This window comes from Burkholderia stabilis (assembly GCF_001742165.1).
In the GTDB taxonomy this organism is placed as follows: Bacteria; Pseudomonadota; Gammaproteobacteria; order Burkholderiales; family Burkholderiaceae; genus Burkholderia; species Burkholderia stabilis.
On sequence record NZ_CP016444.1, the window covers coordinates 970723 to 986483 of the forward strand.

Consider the following 15761-nt stretch of genomic DNA (forward strand, 5'->3'; position numbering starts at 1 on the left):
TTTTTAAAACCACACTCAATGCCGGAAGCCGGCGAGAAAGGTGAGCAAAAATGATGCGCGAACTTTATTCGAATTCCTATTTATTCTCGGGGAATGCACCTTACGTCGAGGAAATGTACGAAGCTTATCTGGACGATCCAGGTTCCGTGTCGGAACACTGGCGCGACTACTTCGATGCGCTTCAGCACTTGCCGGCGATCGATGGCTCAAGTGCCCAGGACGTCGCGCATGCGCCTGTCATCGAATCGTTCGCGCGGCGTGCCAGGCATGGCAGTTTTTCCACCAAGGCATCGGACACCGCGCTTATCACCGCGCGCAAGCAGGTGCATGTTCAGTCACTGATCAGTGCATATCGCACTCTCGGCGCCCGGTGGGCGAATCTCGATCCGCTCAAGCGCCAGGGCCGTCCGCATATACCCGAGCTGGATCCGATGTTTTACGATCTGAGCGAAGCCGATATGGATACAGTGTTCAGCGCCGAGGACACTTTTTTCTCCGAGGCTGATCACATGACCTTGCGGGAAATCGTACAGGCGTTGCGGCAAACCTACTGTGGTTCGATCGGCGCGGAGTACATGCATATTAGCGAACCCGTCGAAAAACGCTGGTGGAAAAACCAGCTTGAAGGAATCCGTTCAACACCCGAGGTTGATGCGGACGGGAAGAAGCGGATTCTCGAGCGGCTGACGGCGGCCGAAGGCCTGGAACGCTACCTTCACGTCAAGTACGTCGGTCAGAAGCGCTACTCGCTGGAAGGCAGTGAGAGCTTTGTCGTTGCGATGGACGAGCTGGTGCAACGCGCGGGTGTGACGGGTGTCCGGGAAATCGTGATCGCGATGGCTCACCGCGGGCGCCTGAACGTGCTGGTGAACATACTCGGCAAGGCAACCAAGGACCTGTTCGCCGAGTTCGATCACACGGCACCTGAGGATTTGCCGTCGGGTGATGTGAAGTATCACATGGGTTTTTCGTCCGACATCTCGACAGCGGGCGGCCCTGTTCACCTCAGTCTTGCATTTAATCCTTCGCATCTCGAGATCGTTGGCCCGGTCGCCGAGGGCAGCGCGAAGGCTCGCCTGGACCGGAGGGGCGACAAGGAAGGACGGTCGGTCCTGCCGGTGCTCGTTCATGGCGATGCAGCCTTTGCCGGGCAGGGGGTCGTGATGGAGACGATGGCGCTGGCGCAGACACGCGGCTACTACACCGGCGGCACGGTTCACGTGGTCATCAATAACCAGATCGGTTTCACCACCAGCGACCCGCGTGATTCCCGCTCGACGCTGTATTGCACCGACGTGGCCAAAATGATAGAGGCGCCGGTGCTGCACGTGAATGGCGATGATCCAGAGGCGGTAGTCCTGTGCACGCAGTTGGCACTCGACTATCGGCAGGCCTTCAACAAGGATGTGGTGGTGGACATCGTGTGCTACCGCATGCGCGGGCACAATGAACAAGATACGCCGGAGCTGACCCAGCCGCTGATGTACCGCAAGGTTGCGACGCATCCCGGCACGCGGAAGCTTTACGGTGAAAAGCTGATTGCGCAGCACCTCCTGGAAGCAGGCGCCCCCGATGAGCTGGTGCGACTGACACGCGCTGCGCTGGATTCGGGAAGCAATACTTCCGACCCGGTCCTGACGGATTACAAGCGCCAGTTCGCAGTCAACTGGGCGCCATTCCTGCAAAAGAAATGGACCGATGCCGCGGACACGGCGCTGCCGCTGGCGGAGATAAAGCGTTTGGCCGAGCGTATTACAACGCTGCCCGTTGATTTTCAACCGCATGCGCTGGTCAGGAAAGTCATTGCGGATCGCGCGGCGATGGGGCGCGGCGAGATTCCTGTTGACTGGGGAATGGGCGAGCATCTGGCATTCGCGTCGCTCGTCGCCAGCGGGTTCGCGGTGCGTCTGTCCGGTGAGGATTGCGGCCGTGGCACGTTCTCACACCGTCATGCCGTACTGCATGACCAGAACCGCGAGAAGTGGGATGCCGGCACGTACACGCCGCTTGGGCACGTGGCCAAAGGCCAGGCGTCATTCGTGGCGATTGATTCGATCCTTTCGGAAGAAGCGGTGCTCGGCTTCGAATATGGTTACGCCAGTGCCGAACCGAACACGCTGGTGGTGTGGGAATCTCAATTCGGCGATTTCGCCAACGGTGCGCAAGTCGTGATCGATCAGTTCATCGCATCGGGCGAGGTCAAGTGGGGTCGTGCGAATGGCTTGACGCTGATGTTGCCGCATGGCTATGAAGGGCAGGGGCCGGAGCACTCGTCAGCCCGCATCGAGCGGTTCATGCAACTGGCCGCGGACAATAACATTCAGGTCGTGCAGCCCAGCTCGGCCAGCCAGATTTTCCATGTGCTGCGGCGTCAGATGGTGCGCATGTTCCGCAAACCCTTGATCATCATGACCCCCAAGTCGCTGCTGCGCGCAAAGGACGCCAGTTCGCCGCTTGCCGAATTTACCGACGGGGAATTCAAAACCGTGATCGGGGAGCAGTCCGCCGATGGACGTGTCGAGAAGATCAAACGCGTCATCGTTTGCTCCGGCAAGGTGTTTTACGATTTGTCGAAGGCACGTGCCGAAAGAAAGAGTGACGATGTCGCGATTGTGCGTGTTGAGCAGCTCTATCCATTTCCCCACAAGGCATTCGCGGCAGAGGTCAGGAAGTATCCCAATCTCGCTGAAGTGGTGTGGTGTCAGGATGAGCCGCAGAATCAAGGGGGATGGTTGTTCATGCAACGTTACCTGTACGAGAACATGAGCGAAGGACAGCGTCTCGGTTATGCGGGACGCCCGGCCTCGGCTTCGCCGGCGGTCGGTTATATCCGTTTGCATCAAGAGCAGCAAAGGACGTTGATCGACCACGCGTTCGGCAAGCTCAAGGGCCTCGTCCTGACCAAGTAGGCCGCATCGATGTTTGATCGGGGGTGCCGAGTGTGCTTGGCACCCCCGATCTTGTTTGGCACGTCGGCTTATCGCTCAGTATTACCCTTGCACGCCAATACCGGGTCCGAGAGACAGCACCGTTGCCCGCTCCGCCCTGAATGCCGGGCTGTTTGCGATCGCGGCAAGGATGTGAGGGGTTTTGTTGTGGGCGGCAAACGCTTCTTTCGAGGCCCACCGTTCAATGAAGACAAACCGGTCTTCGTCTCCGTCGACTGGATGAAGATCGTATTCGATGCAGCCCTCTTCCGCGCGCACGAGCGGAGCCAGTTCCTCGAACGCGGAAATCTGGTCCGATGCCCGGCCAGGCTGGGTCTTGACGAGAATCAGGATTTTTACCTCTTGAGTCATGAGTTTCTCCAGTTGGATTTCGTTGTATCAAGCGCGCGGATCCGCTGAAACCTGTCGCACGAAGATGATCCGAGCCATGATTGCGGGATGGCGGGTTTGGCATGTGGGACGTTCATCCCGGTTCCTGCAAAACACGCCTGTTAGCGGTATGCGACTGAATCATCGGGTGGATCCGTCACGATTGATTTCAATGCAGCGTGGCTTGCCATCAGCCTGGCGATATCCGGGGCGGGGCGCTTCAACGATTCGTCACGGGCGAACACCTCTTCAAGGGCTTGAGCGATATCCAGCACGCGGCGGTCCGAGCGTTGCGGTCCAATGAACTGCAGCCCGAACGGCATATCGGCGTGATCGGTGCCAGCCGGTAGCGACAGCGAAGGATTCGTCACCAGACTGACTACGTAGGTCACGCCGAGCCATCGATAGTAATTCTCGAGCGGGCGCCCATCTATTTCAGTGAGAGAGGCTTGTTGCCAGGGGAACGGCGAAACCGAGCAGGTCGGTGAGACGATGACGTCATAGTCATCGAAGATCGGCTGGAAGCGTCGGAATATCCGCGTCTGCTCAGCGTGGGCCCATACGACATCGCTGATCGACATTGCCAGGCCCATCTCGTAGTTGGCGCGCGTATTCTGTCCCAACAGATCGGGATCGCGCTCGTAGATGTCTTTGAGGCCTGCAATGAAGTTCTGGGCGCGGATCACGTCAAAACAGCGATCGACTTCACCCAGTTCGAAATTGACCGGCTCGCAGACGCCGACATGATGCGACAGCGCCGCTATTTTGGCGCGAAAGGTTTGCCGGGTGTCGTTCGACACGTCACACGCGCCGAAGTCTTCCGTATAGCCGACACGTAACGTGCTCGGGTCAATGCCTTGCGCATCGAGTATGGATCGGGAGTCGCACTCGATGCCGAGTGGTTCGCCGCGATGCAGCCCAACCATTGCGGCCAGTTGCAGACGGGTATCAGCCACGGTGCGTCCCATCGGTCCTGCAACGGTCAACGGTGACCAGCCGAGTAAGCGGGTATCGCTGGGTACAAGGCCTGGGGAAGGGCGAAATCCCACCACACCGCAAAGCGCAGCGGGAATGCGCAGGGATCCCCCCGTATCGGACCCGGTGCACACGGGGAGCATATCCGTTGCCAGAGCGACCGCGGACCCACCCGACGAACCGCCAGCGTTCAATTCGGCGGCAAAAGGATTTCCGGTGGCCCCCCACACTGCGTTGCGCGTATTGGCACCGGCGCCCATTTCCGGCGTATTGGTTTTCGCAGTCAGAATGGCACCGGCCGCCCGGAGGCGCGCAACCAGCGCATTGTCATGCGAGGGCACGTTGTTACGGAAATGCGGTGAGCCGTAGGTGGTCAACATGCCAGCCGTTTCTTCGAGGTCCTTTACTCCGAGTGGCAGTCCGTGCAGCAAACCCAATGTCTCTCCGCGCATGACAGCCTGCTCCGCCGCCCGCGCTTCACTTCGCGCCAGATCGAAACGCGTTGCAGCGAGCGCGTTGACATGTGGATTGACGCGTTCCATTTGCGCGATGCATGCATCAAGTAATTCGACGGGAGATATTTGACGACCAGCAATCAGGCGACGTGCGTCCACGGCTGAAAGACTGTTCAGTGAGTGTAAGTTCATAACCGCCTTGCTCCTCGGCACTTATCGCGAATCATGGCCGGTGATTTCGTCCGCGATGATGGATAAAATGTTGCAATGACGTCAAATGGAAGGCATTCAATCTACTACGCCGAGTTGCCTCGCGCAAACAATGGCCTGGATTTTAGTTGCTACTCCCAGTTTCTTTTTTGCATTCTGCAAATGGAATTGAACTGTTGCATACGTGATGCCGAGGTGGAGCGAAAGATCGGAGGCGGTCTTTCCTGCCGCGCTCAATTTCAAAACCTCGATTTCACGAGGGGAAAGATGTTTGAGATCATTTCTTGTCTGTCGTTTGTCGATCAGATCCTGTAGTCTGGAAGTTGCGAATTGAGAAAGAATCGTTAAATAGGGCTGAAGCAGATCCGCTTCGTGTTGTGAAATCGGCGGTGTGCTTCGGGCCAATGAAAGCAGCGTTGCCAGCCCACCTCTGGACCAGCCGGATTGAGCAATCCCCGTTTGCAAACCGAAATCCGTCATGCCGGGGCAGAGGCTTTGCGCCTCCGGGGTGAGCGAATCTCCCCATACGAGTGCGCGGCATGCTCGGGCGCTCGCTCGCGTCTTCGAGTCGATCGATAAATACCGAGCTGCCATATATCGTTCAAGAGACGCCTTGGGATCATCAAAAAGAATATCCGCCATGTCGTCTTGAGAAAAATCCCTGGCCCGATTCGCGCAAAACGACGTATGGCTAAATCCCAGTTTCATGCCGAATCTCGAGATCTGGGATAGAAGTGAATTTTCATCTGTAATATGAGCGAGGTCCCGCGAAAGATCATACCACCACGACATTAGGTCGAGTATCATTTTAATCTCGGTGACTTTTCTGTGACATGCGAATTTTGATGTAATTCGATCGGGAAGGGACGTGAATGATTTTTCCGGGCTGCCGCGCTCATTGTCGGTTATGGGGCTGTTTTATAGATTCCGTCACATGGATGACATGCGTGGAAGCGGTATCGGGTCGATTTTCGTGATGCGAAATTGCGATGGCGCGTAACGGCATGGGGTATTTGAATTGTGCGGTCTGGCTCGGCGTGACTCATCTGATGGCTTGACCGATTCAACTGCTCTAAAATGCGTTGATGGCACCGACGACTGCGCAGGCCGATGTTGATGCGCGAGTCAGGTTTCGCCATCGAGGTCTACGCACCGTATTCGCCTTTCCAGATCTGCATGATCGACCGATGCGGCGAGATAAGCGTCACGGCGGGCATGCGCGGCAGCTTCCAGTAGGTGCGCGATCTTCCTGATGAGATATCGAAGCATGACTTTTCCCCCGTAGTTGCAGGGATGGCCCGGCTGAAATTCCTTCCGAGCCGACATATCCCTTCGAAGTAGCGGAGTGCGATTTCGATGTCCCGAGCACACCTGCCGATTGAGTGTCTATGCTGGCATCTCGCTCTTCCGCGATCCATACACAGCAGGGGTGAATCTTTCACATAGCAGATGAGCTCCCCAGGAGTAAGCGCATGGACATGTCTCCCCTTTATCAGCGGCTGGCGGGTCGATTGCTGGAAGGCATTCAGCAGGCCAGGCTGGCCGACGGAACTCGTTTGCCATCTATCCGAACACTCGCAGCACAGCACGGTGTCAGCATGACGACAGCCATGCAGGCGCTTCGTTGGTTGGAGACGCAGGGCAGCATTCGTGCACGCCCGCGCTCCGGATACTTCGTGGCCAAGCCATCGGAACGGGGCAGCACACTGGATGCCGGCCGTTGGCTCGACCCGCTGCCGGAGCTTGATCCTCAGGCGCGTGCTCACCTGGCTATCGTGGGCGACCCCTGTGAGGTGCGTCTTGATCTCGCGGCCGGCGAGCCGGCTCTATATCCGATCGATCGATTCAGCGCGGTGTTTCGCCGTCTTGCCTACCGGCACCCGAACCTGATTGGAACCCACGTTCGCGGCACGGGCCATGAGGATTTGCGGCGGGAGATCGTGCGGCAGGCGATGCAATACGCATGCGAGCTGGATCCCGAAGAAGTGGTTGTGACGAACGGCTGCTGTGAGGCGCTGAATCTTGCTCTCAGGGCCGTGACTCGACCCGGCGACGTGATCGCCGTCGAGTCTCCGACGTACTTCGCGTTGATGCGAATGTTGCGCACCCTCGAGCTGACGCCGTTGCCCATTCCATGCCTGCCGGACGCCGGCATGGATCTGTCCGTCTTGAAGAGCATGCTGGAGCGGACGCCGATCAAGTGTGTCGTCACGATCGCCAACGGCAACAATCCCATGGGCAGCGTGGCATCGGACGCGTCTAAAGCCGAACTCGTGGCGCTTCTGCGGGAGCGGGACATTCCGCTGATCGAGGATGACATCTATGGGGATGTCTGTTTTGCCGACGTACGGCCCCGTCCGGTGCGAGCATTCGATACCAACGGAAATGTGCTTTTGTGCAGTGCGTTTTCAAAAAGTCTGTGTCCTGGCCTGCGTCTTGGCTGGATCGCGGCAGGGCGCTTCACGGAGCGCGTCAAGGCATTGAAGTACACGACCAGCATGGGAACGGCTGAGCTGCAGCAGGTCGCGGTTGCGGAGATGCTATCCAGTGGCGGCCATGCGTTGCACTTGAGACGCTTGAGAAAGGAGGTTCAGGGGCAACAGCTTTTGCTGCGTGACGCCGTACTGCGTTACTTTCCGGAAGGAACTGAACTCAGCGACCCGGCAGGAGGATTTGTACTCTGGGTGAAGCTGCCTTCATCCGACGGTGTTTCCGCCAGTACGCGTGCGATGTTTGAGCATGCGCGCAGTGAAGGCATCGGGTTCACGCCCGGTCATCTGTTCGGCCGAGGGGACGTGTATGACGACTGCCTGCGCTTGAACGCGGGCTACCGCTGGACGCCGAAGATAGAGTCGGCGCTCAAGCGTCTCGGTGAGCTGGCCCACATGTCACTGGCCGAGCGCGAGGGGCGGTAGTTGGCGGGAGCCCGGGCTTGCTCGTTATCGGGCGTCCGCGGCAAATTCACGTGCGATTTCGATCAACACGTCTGCCGCGGCAATCACGTCGTTGTGTGTCACGCCGAGGTGGGTCGTGGCACGTACGCGTCCGTCGGGCAGTGCGCGCACTCGCACCCCGCGCTTCAAGGCCTCTCCGACAAAGGTTGCGGTATTCACGCGCAAGCCCTGCAGGTTGAACAGGAGAATATTGGTGATGAGATCGGGGGGCGTGAATGTGAAGTAGGGTTCGCTCGTGAGCAGGCGGATGAGGAGCGTTGCGTTGTCGTGATCGTCCGCAAGGCGTGTAACGTGATGATCAAGCGCATACAGGGCCGCCGCGGCCATGATGCCGGACTGTCGCATCGCGCCCCCTAGCCGGTATTTCCATGTCCATGCATCGCGCACGAACTCCCTGTTTCCACTGAGTGCCGAACCGAAGGGGCATCCGAGCCCTTTGCTGAAGTCGATCCATGCACTGTCCCAGCCGCTGGTAAAGACCTTGGCCGGTACCCCAGCGGCCACGCTGGCGTTGAAGATCCGGGCGCCATCGATATGCGTGCGCAAGCCGGCATCATGGGCCGCATCGCGAACGGCATGGAGCGCTTCGACGGGCCATACTGCACCACCGCTGATGTTGGTGGTCTGCTCGATGCTCACCATTGCCGAGCGAGGCGCCGAGCGGGCGGGAGTCCGGATTGCATTCCGGCATTGTTCCGCCGTGAAGATCCCGGTACGGGTCTGAATGGGATTGACCGATACCCCGGCTATCACGGCGACGCCAGCGCTTTCCGTGGCAAAGATATGTGACTGGGCATCGGCAATCAGCTCGTCGCCCGGGCGTGTATGAACGAGTGTCGCGACCAGGTTACACATGGTTCCAGAAGGCATGAAAATCGCTGCCTCGAAACCCAGTTCCTCCGCAACGCGAGCACATAGCTCGCGCGTGGTCGGATCCTCGTCCATTTGCTCGTCTCCCACCTTTGCTGTGGCCATCGCCGCTCGCATAGCTTCGGTGGGCTCGCTCTTCGTGTCGCTGAAAAGGTCAATCAATTTCATGTTTTGTGCGGAAAGGAATTGAAACCGCCTGACGAAGCGTGGTCATCACCCGCCGAAAGCGGGAAACAGTCACGTGACTAATGTCAATGGGACGACGGGCACATCATGTGGGAAGGTCTGGGCACCGTCGATATACAGTACTCAGGGAAAGCAATAGAACAGATGACTGATCGTCAAGGTGTCACTTGTCGCCGTATCCCCACGCCGGGGTGAGAACACAAGAGGGTTGGCCGGGATTCGTGAAAAATCCGCCACATCTCAGGGTAACATATTGATTTTACGAAAGAATTCAGAATATCATTGCATCCCAATCCGCTCTGGATTCCACATCCCTGGCTTTCCCAGTTTCGATGCGAGCTGCAACCGCGCCGAGCGCCAGTCGGTCAGCGCTTGAATACGCTGCTTCTTTGCGTTGGCGAGCGCTGATTGCGCGTTGAGCAGTTCGAGGATGCTGCCCACGCCGATCTGATAGCGACGTTGCGCCGCGATGTAAGCCTGCTGCGCCAGCGTCAGCAGGTTCGCGCTGTTATCAAGATTCTTCGTGGTGCCCTGAAGCAACTGGTATGCGTTCCACACATCGAGCCCGACCTGTTGCCGTGCTTCGGCCAGCAAGTCGATTTGCAGTTCGGTCTGCGCATCGGCCTGCCGCACCTGATACGTCCGTGCGAAGCCTTCGAAGATCGGAATCGTCACCTGAAATCCGAGATACCACTCCCGGTGCGTCGCCGGAAATACCGGGAAGCCGAGCTGCAAACTCGTCGGCTGGTTGTTGAAGTTGTACTGTGCCACCAGATTCAGGCGCGGCAGCCCTTCGGCACGCGTCTGCGCGGCCTTGGCCCGCGCGGCTTCCACTTGCGCGACGGCCGCCGCAACGCCCGGATAGTGTTGCTGGGCATCCTCTATCAGCGCCGCGACCGAATCGCCGAACTCGTGGTCGGGTTTCACGCCGTCACCCACATCCGGCAACACGATCGGCGTACCCGGGGCGAGATTCATGTCGGACGCCAGCGTGCCCACGGCGCTTGCCCATTCGCTCTCGGCCTTCGTGCGGCTCACGATGGCCTCCGCATACGCCGTTTGTGTAGTGGTCAACCCATCCCGGACACTGCGTTGAGTTTTTCTTCTGCTACAGCAGGAGCTAGCCCGTCATTGAACTGATGCGGACGTATCCAGTTGTACCGCTGCATCAGGTAATGACTGATGTCCCGGTGAGCTTGCGGTGCAGTCATATATCCCGTGTTCGGTACCCATTCCGTTTTCAAGCTCCGGAACAAGCGTTCCATTGGCGAGTTGTCCCAGCAATTGCCGCGCCGACTCATGCTCTGCTCGATCCGGTACCGCCATAGTCGCTGGCGGAACTTGCGACTACCGTACTGACCACCCTGATCCGAGTGAAATTGCAGCCCTTGTGGACGACCGCGCTGCTCATAGGCCATATCGAGTGCCTGCACCACCAGGTCGGCGTCAGGACGCGTCGAGAACGCCCAACCGACGACACGGCGCGTGAACAGGTCCAGGACTGCGGCCAAGTAATGCCAACGGCCTTGCGCCCAAACGTACGTGATCTCAAGCTCCTGGATACGCTGCTGCTCTGGCGTGAGGGCCTTGCTCTGAGGGGTAACACCCCGGCGCTCAAGCTGGAGCTGATCAACCCATCGGCGCAAAACGGACTCGACAGCGCCGACAGACCGGCATGCATCCACGTGGCTGTAGTTCTGATCAAGAACCAGTGCCGCAGCGTTGCGTTTGAACTCAGGGGAAAACGATCGACGTTGTTTGGTCATCAGACACCTCTTTATGGCGAGCATTCTCGCCTAAATGAGTGTCCGGGGGGATTAGACCACTACAGTTTGCGCTGCGTTACCCGGAGCGATTCAACATCGGAATCTGAATCCTAACCCGCCTCTCACACGGAATTCCGGATACCTCCTCGGCTATGGGCTCGGCTGCCCCGAAGCGTGGCTTGCTTTTGGTATCAAAACGAAGTTCATCACGGCGGTGGATCGGTGTTCACTTGCCCGTCACGACGTCGAACGCGACACCATGTGATACTGGGCACGCACGTCGTACTGACCGCTGTTCCCGTCATCGGCACCTGTAACCTGTCGATGGAATCCAACGCAGTTTGCATATAGAAAGACGTCCCTCCATGACCGACTCGACCCACCATTATTACGAACCGTCGCAAGGCCACGGCCTTGCGCATGATCCCTTGAACGCGATCGTGGGCCCGCGCCCGATCGGCTGGATTTCATCGCGCGGCAACGACGGTACGGTCAACCTCGCGCCATACAGCTTCTTCAACGCATTCAACTACCGTCCGCCGATCATCGGTTTTTCGAGCGTTGCCGCCAAGGACAGCCTGCGCAACGTGCAGGAGACCGGCGAGTTCGTGTGGAATCTCGCGACGCGCGAGCTCGCCGAGCGGATGAACCAGACGTGTGCCGCGGTGCCGTACGACGTCGACGAGTTTGAGCTCGGCGGCCTGACCGCCGTGCCGTCGCGGCTGGTCGACGTACCGCGCGTCGCGGAAAGCGGCGTCAACTTCGAATGTAAGGTGACCGACGTGATTCGCCTGCGCGATCACCAGGGCGTGGAAACGCCGGCGTCGCTGGTGCTCGGCGAAGTCGTCGCCGTTCATATCCGGCAGGATCTGCTGAAGGACGGCATCTTCGACACGTTCGGCGCCGGCATCATTCTGCGCGCGGGCGGCCCGTCCGCCTACGTGCACGTGAAGCCCGACAGCAGGTTCGACCTCTTGCGCCCTGACGCATGATCCGTTGAACACTTGCTCGACAAACACGTTGTCGCACCAGCTTCCCTTGCCGTCCATCGACATCCGCACGCCCCGGCTCAGCACCGCCTCGGTGAACGCGCCCGCCGTGAACTGGCTACCCTGATTGATGTTGTCGCGGGGCGGCGTAAAGGAGCCGGGGATGGGCGGCGTAATGGCGCCAGCAGAACCGGGGGTAAAACGCGGATTCGAACGGTTTCAAGGTTGCGGTTTTTTGCCGTTTTTGGCAACTGCATTTTGAGGGGGATCTGGCATCGGTTTCGGGGTGCGGTAACTGTCGCCCTCGAGGACGAGCCGGTAGGCGCCGTGGCGTAGTCGGTCGAGTGTGGCGGTGCCGAGGATGCGGTTGTCGGGGAACGCGGCGCCCCATTCACCGAAGTCGAGATTCGACGTCAGGATGGTCGCCGCGTGCTCGTAGCGGGCCGCGACGAGATCGTGGAAGTCCTCGTCCTGCGGGGTACGTAGCGGTTTGAGCGCGAAGTCATCGACGATCAGCAGCGGCACCCGGGCGTACTGCTGGAACTTGCGGTCATAGGCGCCGGTGGCGCGCGCGGCGTTCAATCGCTTGAGCAGCTCGGTCTGCGAGATGAACAGCACATCGCGGCCTTGGCGGGCGGCGCAGTGGCCCAGCGCCTGGGCCAAGTGGCTTTTGCCGGTGCCGGTTGGACCGGCGATCAGGATCGCGACCTTCTCGTCGAGATACCGGCCTGTCGCGAGATCATGAACGTGTGAGCGGTTCAACGTAGGCAGCCGGTCGAAGTCGAACGTCTCGAGCGTCTTGCCCATCGCGAAGCCGGCGCGCAGCAGACGGGTGCCGAGCTTCTTGTGTTCGCGACGGGCAACCTCGTCGTGCAGCAGCATGGCAAGGAACTCGGTATAGGCGAGCTGCCCGTCGATCGCCTGACGGTTGCGCTGCTCAAGCGAGTCGAGGATGCCGGACAGGCGCAGCTGTTTGAGGATGGAATTCAATTCGGGACTCGGGTTCATGGTGTCAGTGGATCAGCAGGGATTGGAGATCACGGCCGAAGCGGCCGCCGTTCTGGTAAGCGCCAGTCGGGGCCGACGCGGGACGCGGCACCGGTTCGCTGTCCAGGCCTTTGTCGAGGATGCCCTTGATGGTGCTGTACTTCGCGCTGCTGAACGCGAGCGCACGCTCGCAGGCTGCTTCCAGCCTCTGATCGCCGACTTTCTGTCGCAGCCGGATGATCCCCTGCGCGCCGCGCAGGTTGACGAGCACCTTGTCGTTGAACAGCGCGAGGATCACGCCGTGGCACGACGGCCCGATCTCCTTCGCGCGCGCCAGACACCACTGCGGATCGTGCTCGAGCCAGGCCTGCGCTTCGGGCGGCTGGTGATCTCGCACCGTGTGGCGACCGCCGGCCCGCTGCCGCGGATGGGTTGCGACGAGTTCATGCCGATGGAACAGCTGGATGACCGTATCGGTCGCCTTCAGCCAGAGCGACTTGCCGACGAGCGTGAACGGTGCAGAGTACAGCGCGTGCTTGTAGACGACGTGGCCGTCGCGATGGACCGCCACCTCCTTCCAGACCGACAGTACCGGCGGCACGTCCGGCAATGCAGCGAGCAACGGGCGCTCGACGCCGAAGCGCGTCAGCGGCCGTTCGTGGACGGTGCCGTGGATACGAGTGCCGGCCTGCTGCATCACCCATTCGCGCAGTTGCCGGTTGGCGTCGGCCAGATCCCGGAACTCGCGCAGCGGCACGAAGGACTTCTTGACGTATTTGACGCCCGATTCGACGACGCCCTTCTTCTGGGGATCGTGCGGCGGACAGGCGTCGATCCGGAATCCATATCCCTCGGCAAGCGCGGCGTACGAGCGTTGCACCGCCGGCTCGTATCGACACGCCCGGATGATCGCGCACTTCGCGTTATCGATGATGACCCGGTCGGGACAGCCGCCGAACCATTCGAAGGCGCGCCGGTGGCTGGCGAGCCACGTCTCGACGGTCTGGTCCAGCACGATCTCGGCATACTGGTGGCGCGACCAGCACAACGTCATCACGAAGATCCACGTCCGGACCGCAATGCCCTCGACCGTCAGCACGGGTCCCGCGCCGAAGTCGACCTGCGCGGCGTCGGCCGGTGCGAAGTCGAGGATCGTTGTGGTGGCCACGCTGCGCTCGGCAGCCAGATGGCGCAGCATGCGCTTCACGGCACAATAGCTGCCGGCGTAGCCATGATTGCGTTGAAGGGCGGCATGGATCGTGGTGCCCTGAACGCCGGCGGCAAGCCATTCGCGGACCTGTTCGCGATATGGCTCAACCGTCGACACACAGGTGTGCGGCAGGTGCGGCGTGCGCCCGAAGACACCCGCGATCGTAGCGTCGTCCGGCAGCGGCTGCACCGGATCCAGCCAACTACGCGCTTCAGCCTCGCGGCGCACGGTCGTCAGCTTCTTGCGCCCCATCAAACCGCCGCGCGCGATGTCGCGGTCAGAATCGCCTTGCCGCATGCGGACAAGGACTTGGCGGTATTCAAACAATTCGAACCTCCTGTTGGCCATGGACGCTCCGTTCAAAAAGAACGGAGCGTACCGACTCGGAAAGTTCGAACCGCGTTCTCGCCCTGATGCTGCTGGCGCCTATGCGCCGCCCCTAACGTGGCGCCATTACGCCGCCCTTGGACTGGCGCCTATGTGCCGCCCCTCAAGTGGCGCCCTTATGCCGACCCCGCATTGGCTCCATAGCGCCGCCCCGTGACAGATGTTCAGTAAGTGAGGCTCCTGCGCCGTCTCGACGGTGTGAAAGGAAGTTGCCAAAGTAGTGGGGATCAAAGTGACAACAGTCGCACCGAAGTGAACAACACGCAAAGGCATCCCGAATCACCCGATCGAATTTCGACGGCATCTGGCCTGCGAGCCGGACGTACCGGTGGCGCGCTTGGTTATGGAGGATGGGGTGAATTCGAACCTGGTATTCAAATGGCCTCGAGCGCTGCATGCCGGCGAATACGACCTGGTGGAGTTGGTACCGGTGACCATGGAAGCACCGGCGCGAGAGATCGAGCAGCTGCTCCCAGAGCCGGTAGCCAGTGCCGCTTCGGCAAGTTGCCATCGAGATCTTCGTAGGCAACCCCGTGTGCGCATCGAAGGCTCGTCCCATGAAGCCGCGCTGTTGTTGGGGCACCGCATGTTGCTCGGCCCATCGGGACCGACAGCATGATCGGACTGCCCAGTCGCACGAAGGGGTTCCGGCGTAGAACCCACGAAGATCTGGTTGGCCACCGGCATGACCGACATGCATTCCGGCTTCAACAGCTTGGCCGCGAAAGTCCAGACCGTGCTGGAGCGAGACCCCTGACGCGCAACAGCGTAGACTCAATCCTGCAAAAAACCGTATCGCGCGCGTCCGGCACTTGTCCTGCCTTGAGTGAGAAACACGTCTCGCCCCATGTCGCCCGGCACACGACGGCCATGAATCTAGTGCAGTTGGGTGTCGACATGAGCGTGATCGCGCTTTGGCTCGGACATGAGCATCTCGACACGAGGAACATCTACATGGCAGCCGATCTCGCCCTGAAGGAGATGGTGCTGAATTGGCTTCAGTCGGCGGGGCAAACCGCTCTGCGGTTTCGAGCGACCGACAAGGTGATGGCGTTCCTCGAGAGCCTGTAATTATGTTCACCGCAGCGGCCCAAGATGTCCGTCACTTAATGCGTTCTGGTCGCCGCCGCGCATAATCCGACGCTGAGAATAATCGTGAATATGCGAAGCTTCGCATTATGACCGGTTGCGGGATTGGACGGCCATTCGCGCGGCACGTCGCGGAGGGCATCGGTCAGCCGCTCACCGCCCCGTCCGGGCGCGCTGACCGACTCGGGCATTGCTGCCGCCTGAAAGCAGATGTTCAAACGACGTCGAAGATACTCCACCAAAGTTTCATCGCTAGATCTGAAATCGGGTTGCGGCGGCTGACAGGTTGCATCGGATACCGACTGCCACTCCGCGTATCGAGTCGCGATTGCAGTCTGCAACGCAGTGTCCGATAATTTGCCATCA

At 59.9% G+C, this 15761-nt stretch carries 16 protein-coding genes; 6 read left to right on the forward strand and 10 right to left on the reverse strand.

Features of this window, described 5'->3' with window-relative positions:
* Positions 1–50: 50 nt before the first annotated feature.
* The gene (locus BBJ41_RS36815; RefSeq protein ID WP_069751194.1) at positions 51–2909 is read left to right on the forward strand and encodes a 2-oxoglutarate dehydrogenase E1 component; all 2859 of its coding nucleotides are present in this window, start codon (positions 51–53) and stop codon (positions 2907–2909) included.
* 81 nt (positions 2910–2990) lie between these two features.
* Here the strand turns inward: BBJ41_RS36815 and BBJ41_RS36820 are convergent, their stop codons facing one another.
* From BBJ41_RS36820 to BBJ41_RS40060, 4 genes are all read right to left on the reverse strand, one after another.
* Complete coding sequence (locus BBJ41_RS36820; RefSeq protein WP_069751195.1) at positions 2991–3299, reverse strand: putative quinol monooxygenase; 309 nt, start codon at positions 3297–3299, stop codon at positions 2991–2993.
* Between the two features lie 140 nt (positions 3300–3439).
* Positions 3440–4939: an amidase gene (locus BBJ41_RS36825; RefSeq protein WP_069751196.1), complete on the reverse strand. Its 1500-nt coding sequence runs from the start codon at positions 4937–4939 to the stop codon at positions 3440–3442.
* Positions 4940–5035: 96 nt separating this feature from the next.
* Positions 5036–5764: a LuxR C-terminal-related transcriptional regulator gene (locus tag BBJ41_RS40055; protein WP_083282146.1), complete on the reverse strand. Its 729-nt coding sequence runs from the start codon at positions 5762–5764 to the stop codon at positions 5036–5038.
* Positions 5765–6082: 318 nt separating this feature from the next.
* Positions 6083–6283, reverse strand: coding sequence for a DUF3563 family protein (locus BBJ41_RS40060; protein ID WP_083282147.1), 201 nt, complete (start codon positions 6281–6283; stop codon positions 6083–6085).
* Between the two features lie 146 nt (positions 6284–6429).
* On the opposite strand from BBJ41_RS40060, the gene BBJ41_RS36835 reads away from it, so the two are divergent.
* Complete coding sequence (locus BBJ41_RS36835) at positions 6430–7872, forward strand: aminotransferase-like domain-containing protein (protein ID WP_083282148.1); 1443 nt, start codon at positions 6430–6432, stop codon at positions 7870–7872.
* Between the two features lie 24 nt (positions 7873–7896).
* Here the strand turns inward: BBJ41_RS36835 and BBJ41_RS36840 are convergent, their stop codons facing one another.
* The 3 genes from BBJ41_RS36840 to BBJ41_RS36850 all read right to left on the reverse strand — a co-directional run bounded on the left by BBJ41_RS36840 (position 7897) and on the right by BBJ41_RS36850 (position 10733).
* Positions 7897–8949, reverse strand: coding sequence for a threonine aldolase family protein (locus BBJ41_RS36840; protein WP_197680909.1), 1053 nt, complete (start codon positions 8947–8949; stop codon positions 7897–7899).
* 297 nt (positions 8950–9246) lie between these two features.
* Entirely contained in the window at positions 9247–10005 is a 759-nt protein-coding gene (locus BBJ41_RS36845) for a TolC family protein (RefSeq protein WP_236872172.1), read from the reverse strand.
* Between the two features lie 32 nt (positions 10006–10037).
* Positions 10038–10733 carry an IS3 family transposase gene (locus BBJ41_RS36850; protein ID WP_083282176.1) on the reverse strand — a complete coding sequence of 232 codons (696 nt, stop codon included), beginning with the start codon at positions 10731–10733 and terminating at the stop codon, positions 10038–10040.
* A gap of 365 nt (positions 10734–11098) precedes the next feature.
* Here BBJ41_RS36850 and BBJ41_RS36855 point away from each other — a divergent pair, with 365 nt between their 5' ends.
* Positions 11099–11725 (forward strand): flavin reductase family protein, encoded by a 627-nt coding sequence (locus BBJ41_RS36855; protein WP_069751199.1) that lies wholly within the window; start codon positions 11099–11101, stop codon positions 11723–11725.
* Between the two features lie 216 nt (positions 11726–11941).
* On the opposite strand, the gene istB is transcribed toward BBJ41_RS36855, so the two are convergent.
* Both istB and istA read right to left on the reverse strand, forming a co-directional pair.
* The gene (gene istB / locus BBJ41_RS36860) at positions 11942–12730 is read right to left on the reverse strand and encodes an IS21-like element ISBmu1 family helper ATPase IstB (protein WP_012213993.1); all 789 of its coding nucleotides are present in this window, start codon (positions 12728–12730) and stop codon (positions 11942–11944) included.
* Between the two features lie 4 nt (positions 12731–12734).
* Positions 12735–14246 carry an IS21 family transposase gene (gene istA / locus BBJ41_RS36865; RefSeq protein WP_027809980.1) on the reverse strand — a complete coding sequence of 504 codons (1512 nt, stop codon included), beginning with the start codon at positions 14244–14246 and terminating at the stop codon, positions 12735–12737.
* A 415-nt stretch (positions 14247–14661) separates the two neighbouring features.
* On the opposite strand from istA, the gene BBJ41_RS40065 reads away from it, so the two are divergent.
* The 3 genes from BBJ41_RS40065 (at position 14662) to BBJ41_RS41480 (ending at position 15377) form a co-directional block, all read left to right on the forward strand.
* Positions 14662–14925: a hypothetical protein gene (locus BBJ41_RS40065; RefSeq protein ID WP_156814995.1), complete on the forward strand. Its 264-nt coding sequence runs from the start codon at positions 14662–14664 to the stop codon at positions 14923–14925.
* Positions 14926–15000: 75 nt separating this feature from the next.
* Positions 15001–15063 carry a hypothetical protein gene (locus BBJ41_RS41475; RefSeq protein WP_418222340.1) on the forward strand — a complete coding sequence of 21 codons (63 nt, stop codon included), beginning with the start codon at positions 15001–15003 and terminating at the stop codon, positions 15061–15063.
* The gene (locus BBJ41_RS41480) at positions 15060–15377 is read left to right on the forward strand and encodes a tyrosine-type recombinase/integrase (protein ID WP_418222341.1); all 318 of its coding nucleotides are present in this window, start codon (positions 15060–15062) and stop codon (positions 15375–15377) included. Before BBJ41_RS41475 ends, BBJ41_RS41480 begins: the two co-directional genes overlap by 4 nt.
* A 35-nt stretch (positions 15378–15412) precedes the next feature.
* Here BBJ41_RS41480 and BBJ41_RS40970 read toward each other — a convergent pair whose 3' ends face one another.
* Positions 15413–15736 carry a hypothetical protein gene (locus BBJ41_RS40970; RefSeq protein WP_156814997.1) on the reverse strand — a complete coding sequence of 108 codons (324 nt, stop codon included), beginning with the start codon at positions 15734–15736 and terminating at the stop codon, positions 15413–15415.
* Positions 15737–15761 lie beyond the last annotated feature (25 nt).

Bases quoted from the DNA above. Each gene is read 5' to 3' on its own strand.
- BBJ41_RS36835 (WP_083282148.1), top strand. From the start codon at position 6,430: ATGGACATGTCTCCCCTTTATCAGCGGCTGGCGGGTCGATTGCTGGAA.
- BBJ41_RS36820 (WP_069751195.1), bottom strand. From the start codon at position 3,299: ATGACTCAAGAGGTAAAAATCCTGATTCTCGTCAAGACCCAGCCTGGC.
- istB (WP_012213993.1), bottom strand. From the start codon at position 12,730: ATGAACCCGAGTCCCGAATTGAATTCCATCCTCAAACAGCTGCGCCTG.
- BBJ41_RS40055 (WP_083282146.1), bottom strand. From the start codon at position 5,764: ATGATACTCGACCTAATGTCGTGGTGGTATGATCTTTCGCGGGACCTC.
- BBJ41_RS36850 (WP_083282176.1), bottom strand. From the start codon at position 10,733: ATGACCAAACAACGTCGATCGTTTTCCCCTGAGTTCAAACGCAACGCT.
- BBJ41_RS36825 (WP_069751196.1), bottom strand. From the start codon at position 4,939: ATGAACTTACACTCACTGAACAGTCTTTCAGCCGTGGACGCACGTCGC.
- BBJ41_RS36840 (WP_197680909.1), bottom strand. From the start codon at position 8,949: ATGAAATTGATTGACCTTTTCAGCGACACGAAGAGCGAGCCCACCGAA.
- BBJ41_RS36855 (WP_069751199.1), top strand. From the start codon at position 11,099: ATGACCGACTCGACCCACCATTATTACGAACCGTCGCAAGGCCACGGC.
- BBJ41_RS40060 (WP_083282147.1), bottom strand. From the start codon at position 6,283: ATGTCGGCTCGGAAGGAATTTCAGCCGGGCCATCCCTGCAACTACGGG.
- BBJ41_RS36815 (WP_069751194.1), top strand. From the start codon at position 51: ATGATGCGCGAACTTTATTCGAATTCCTATTTATTCTCGGGGAATGCA.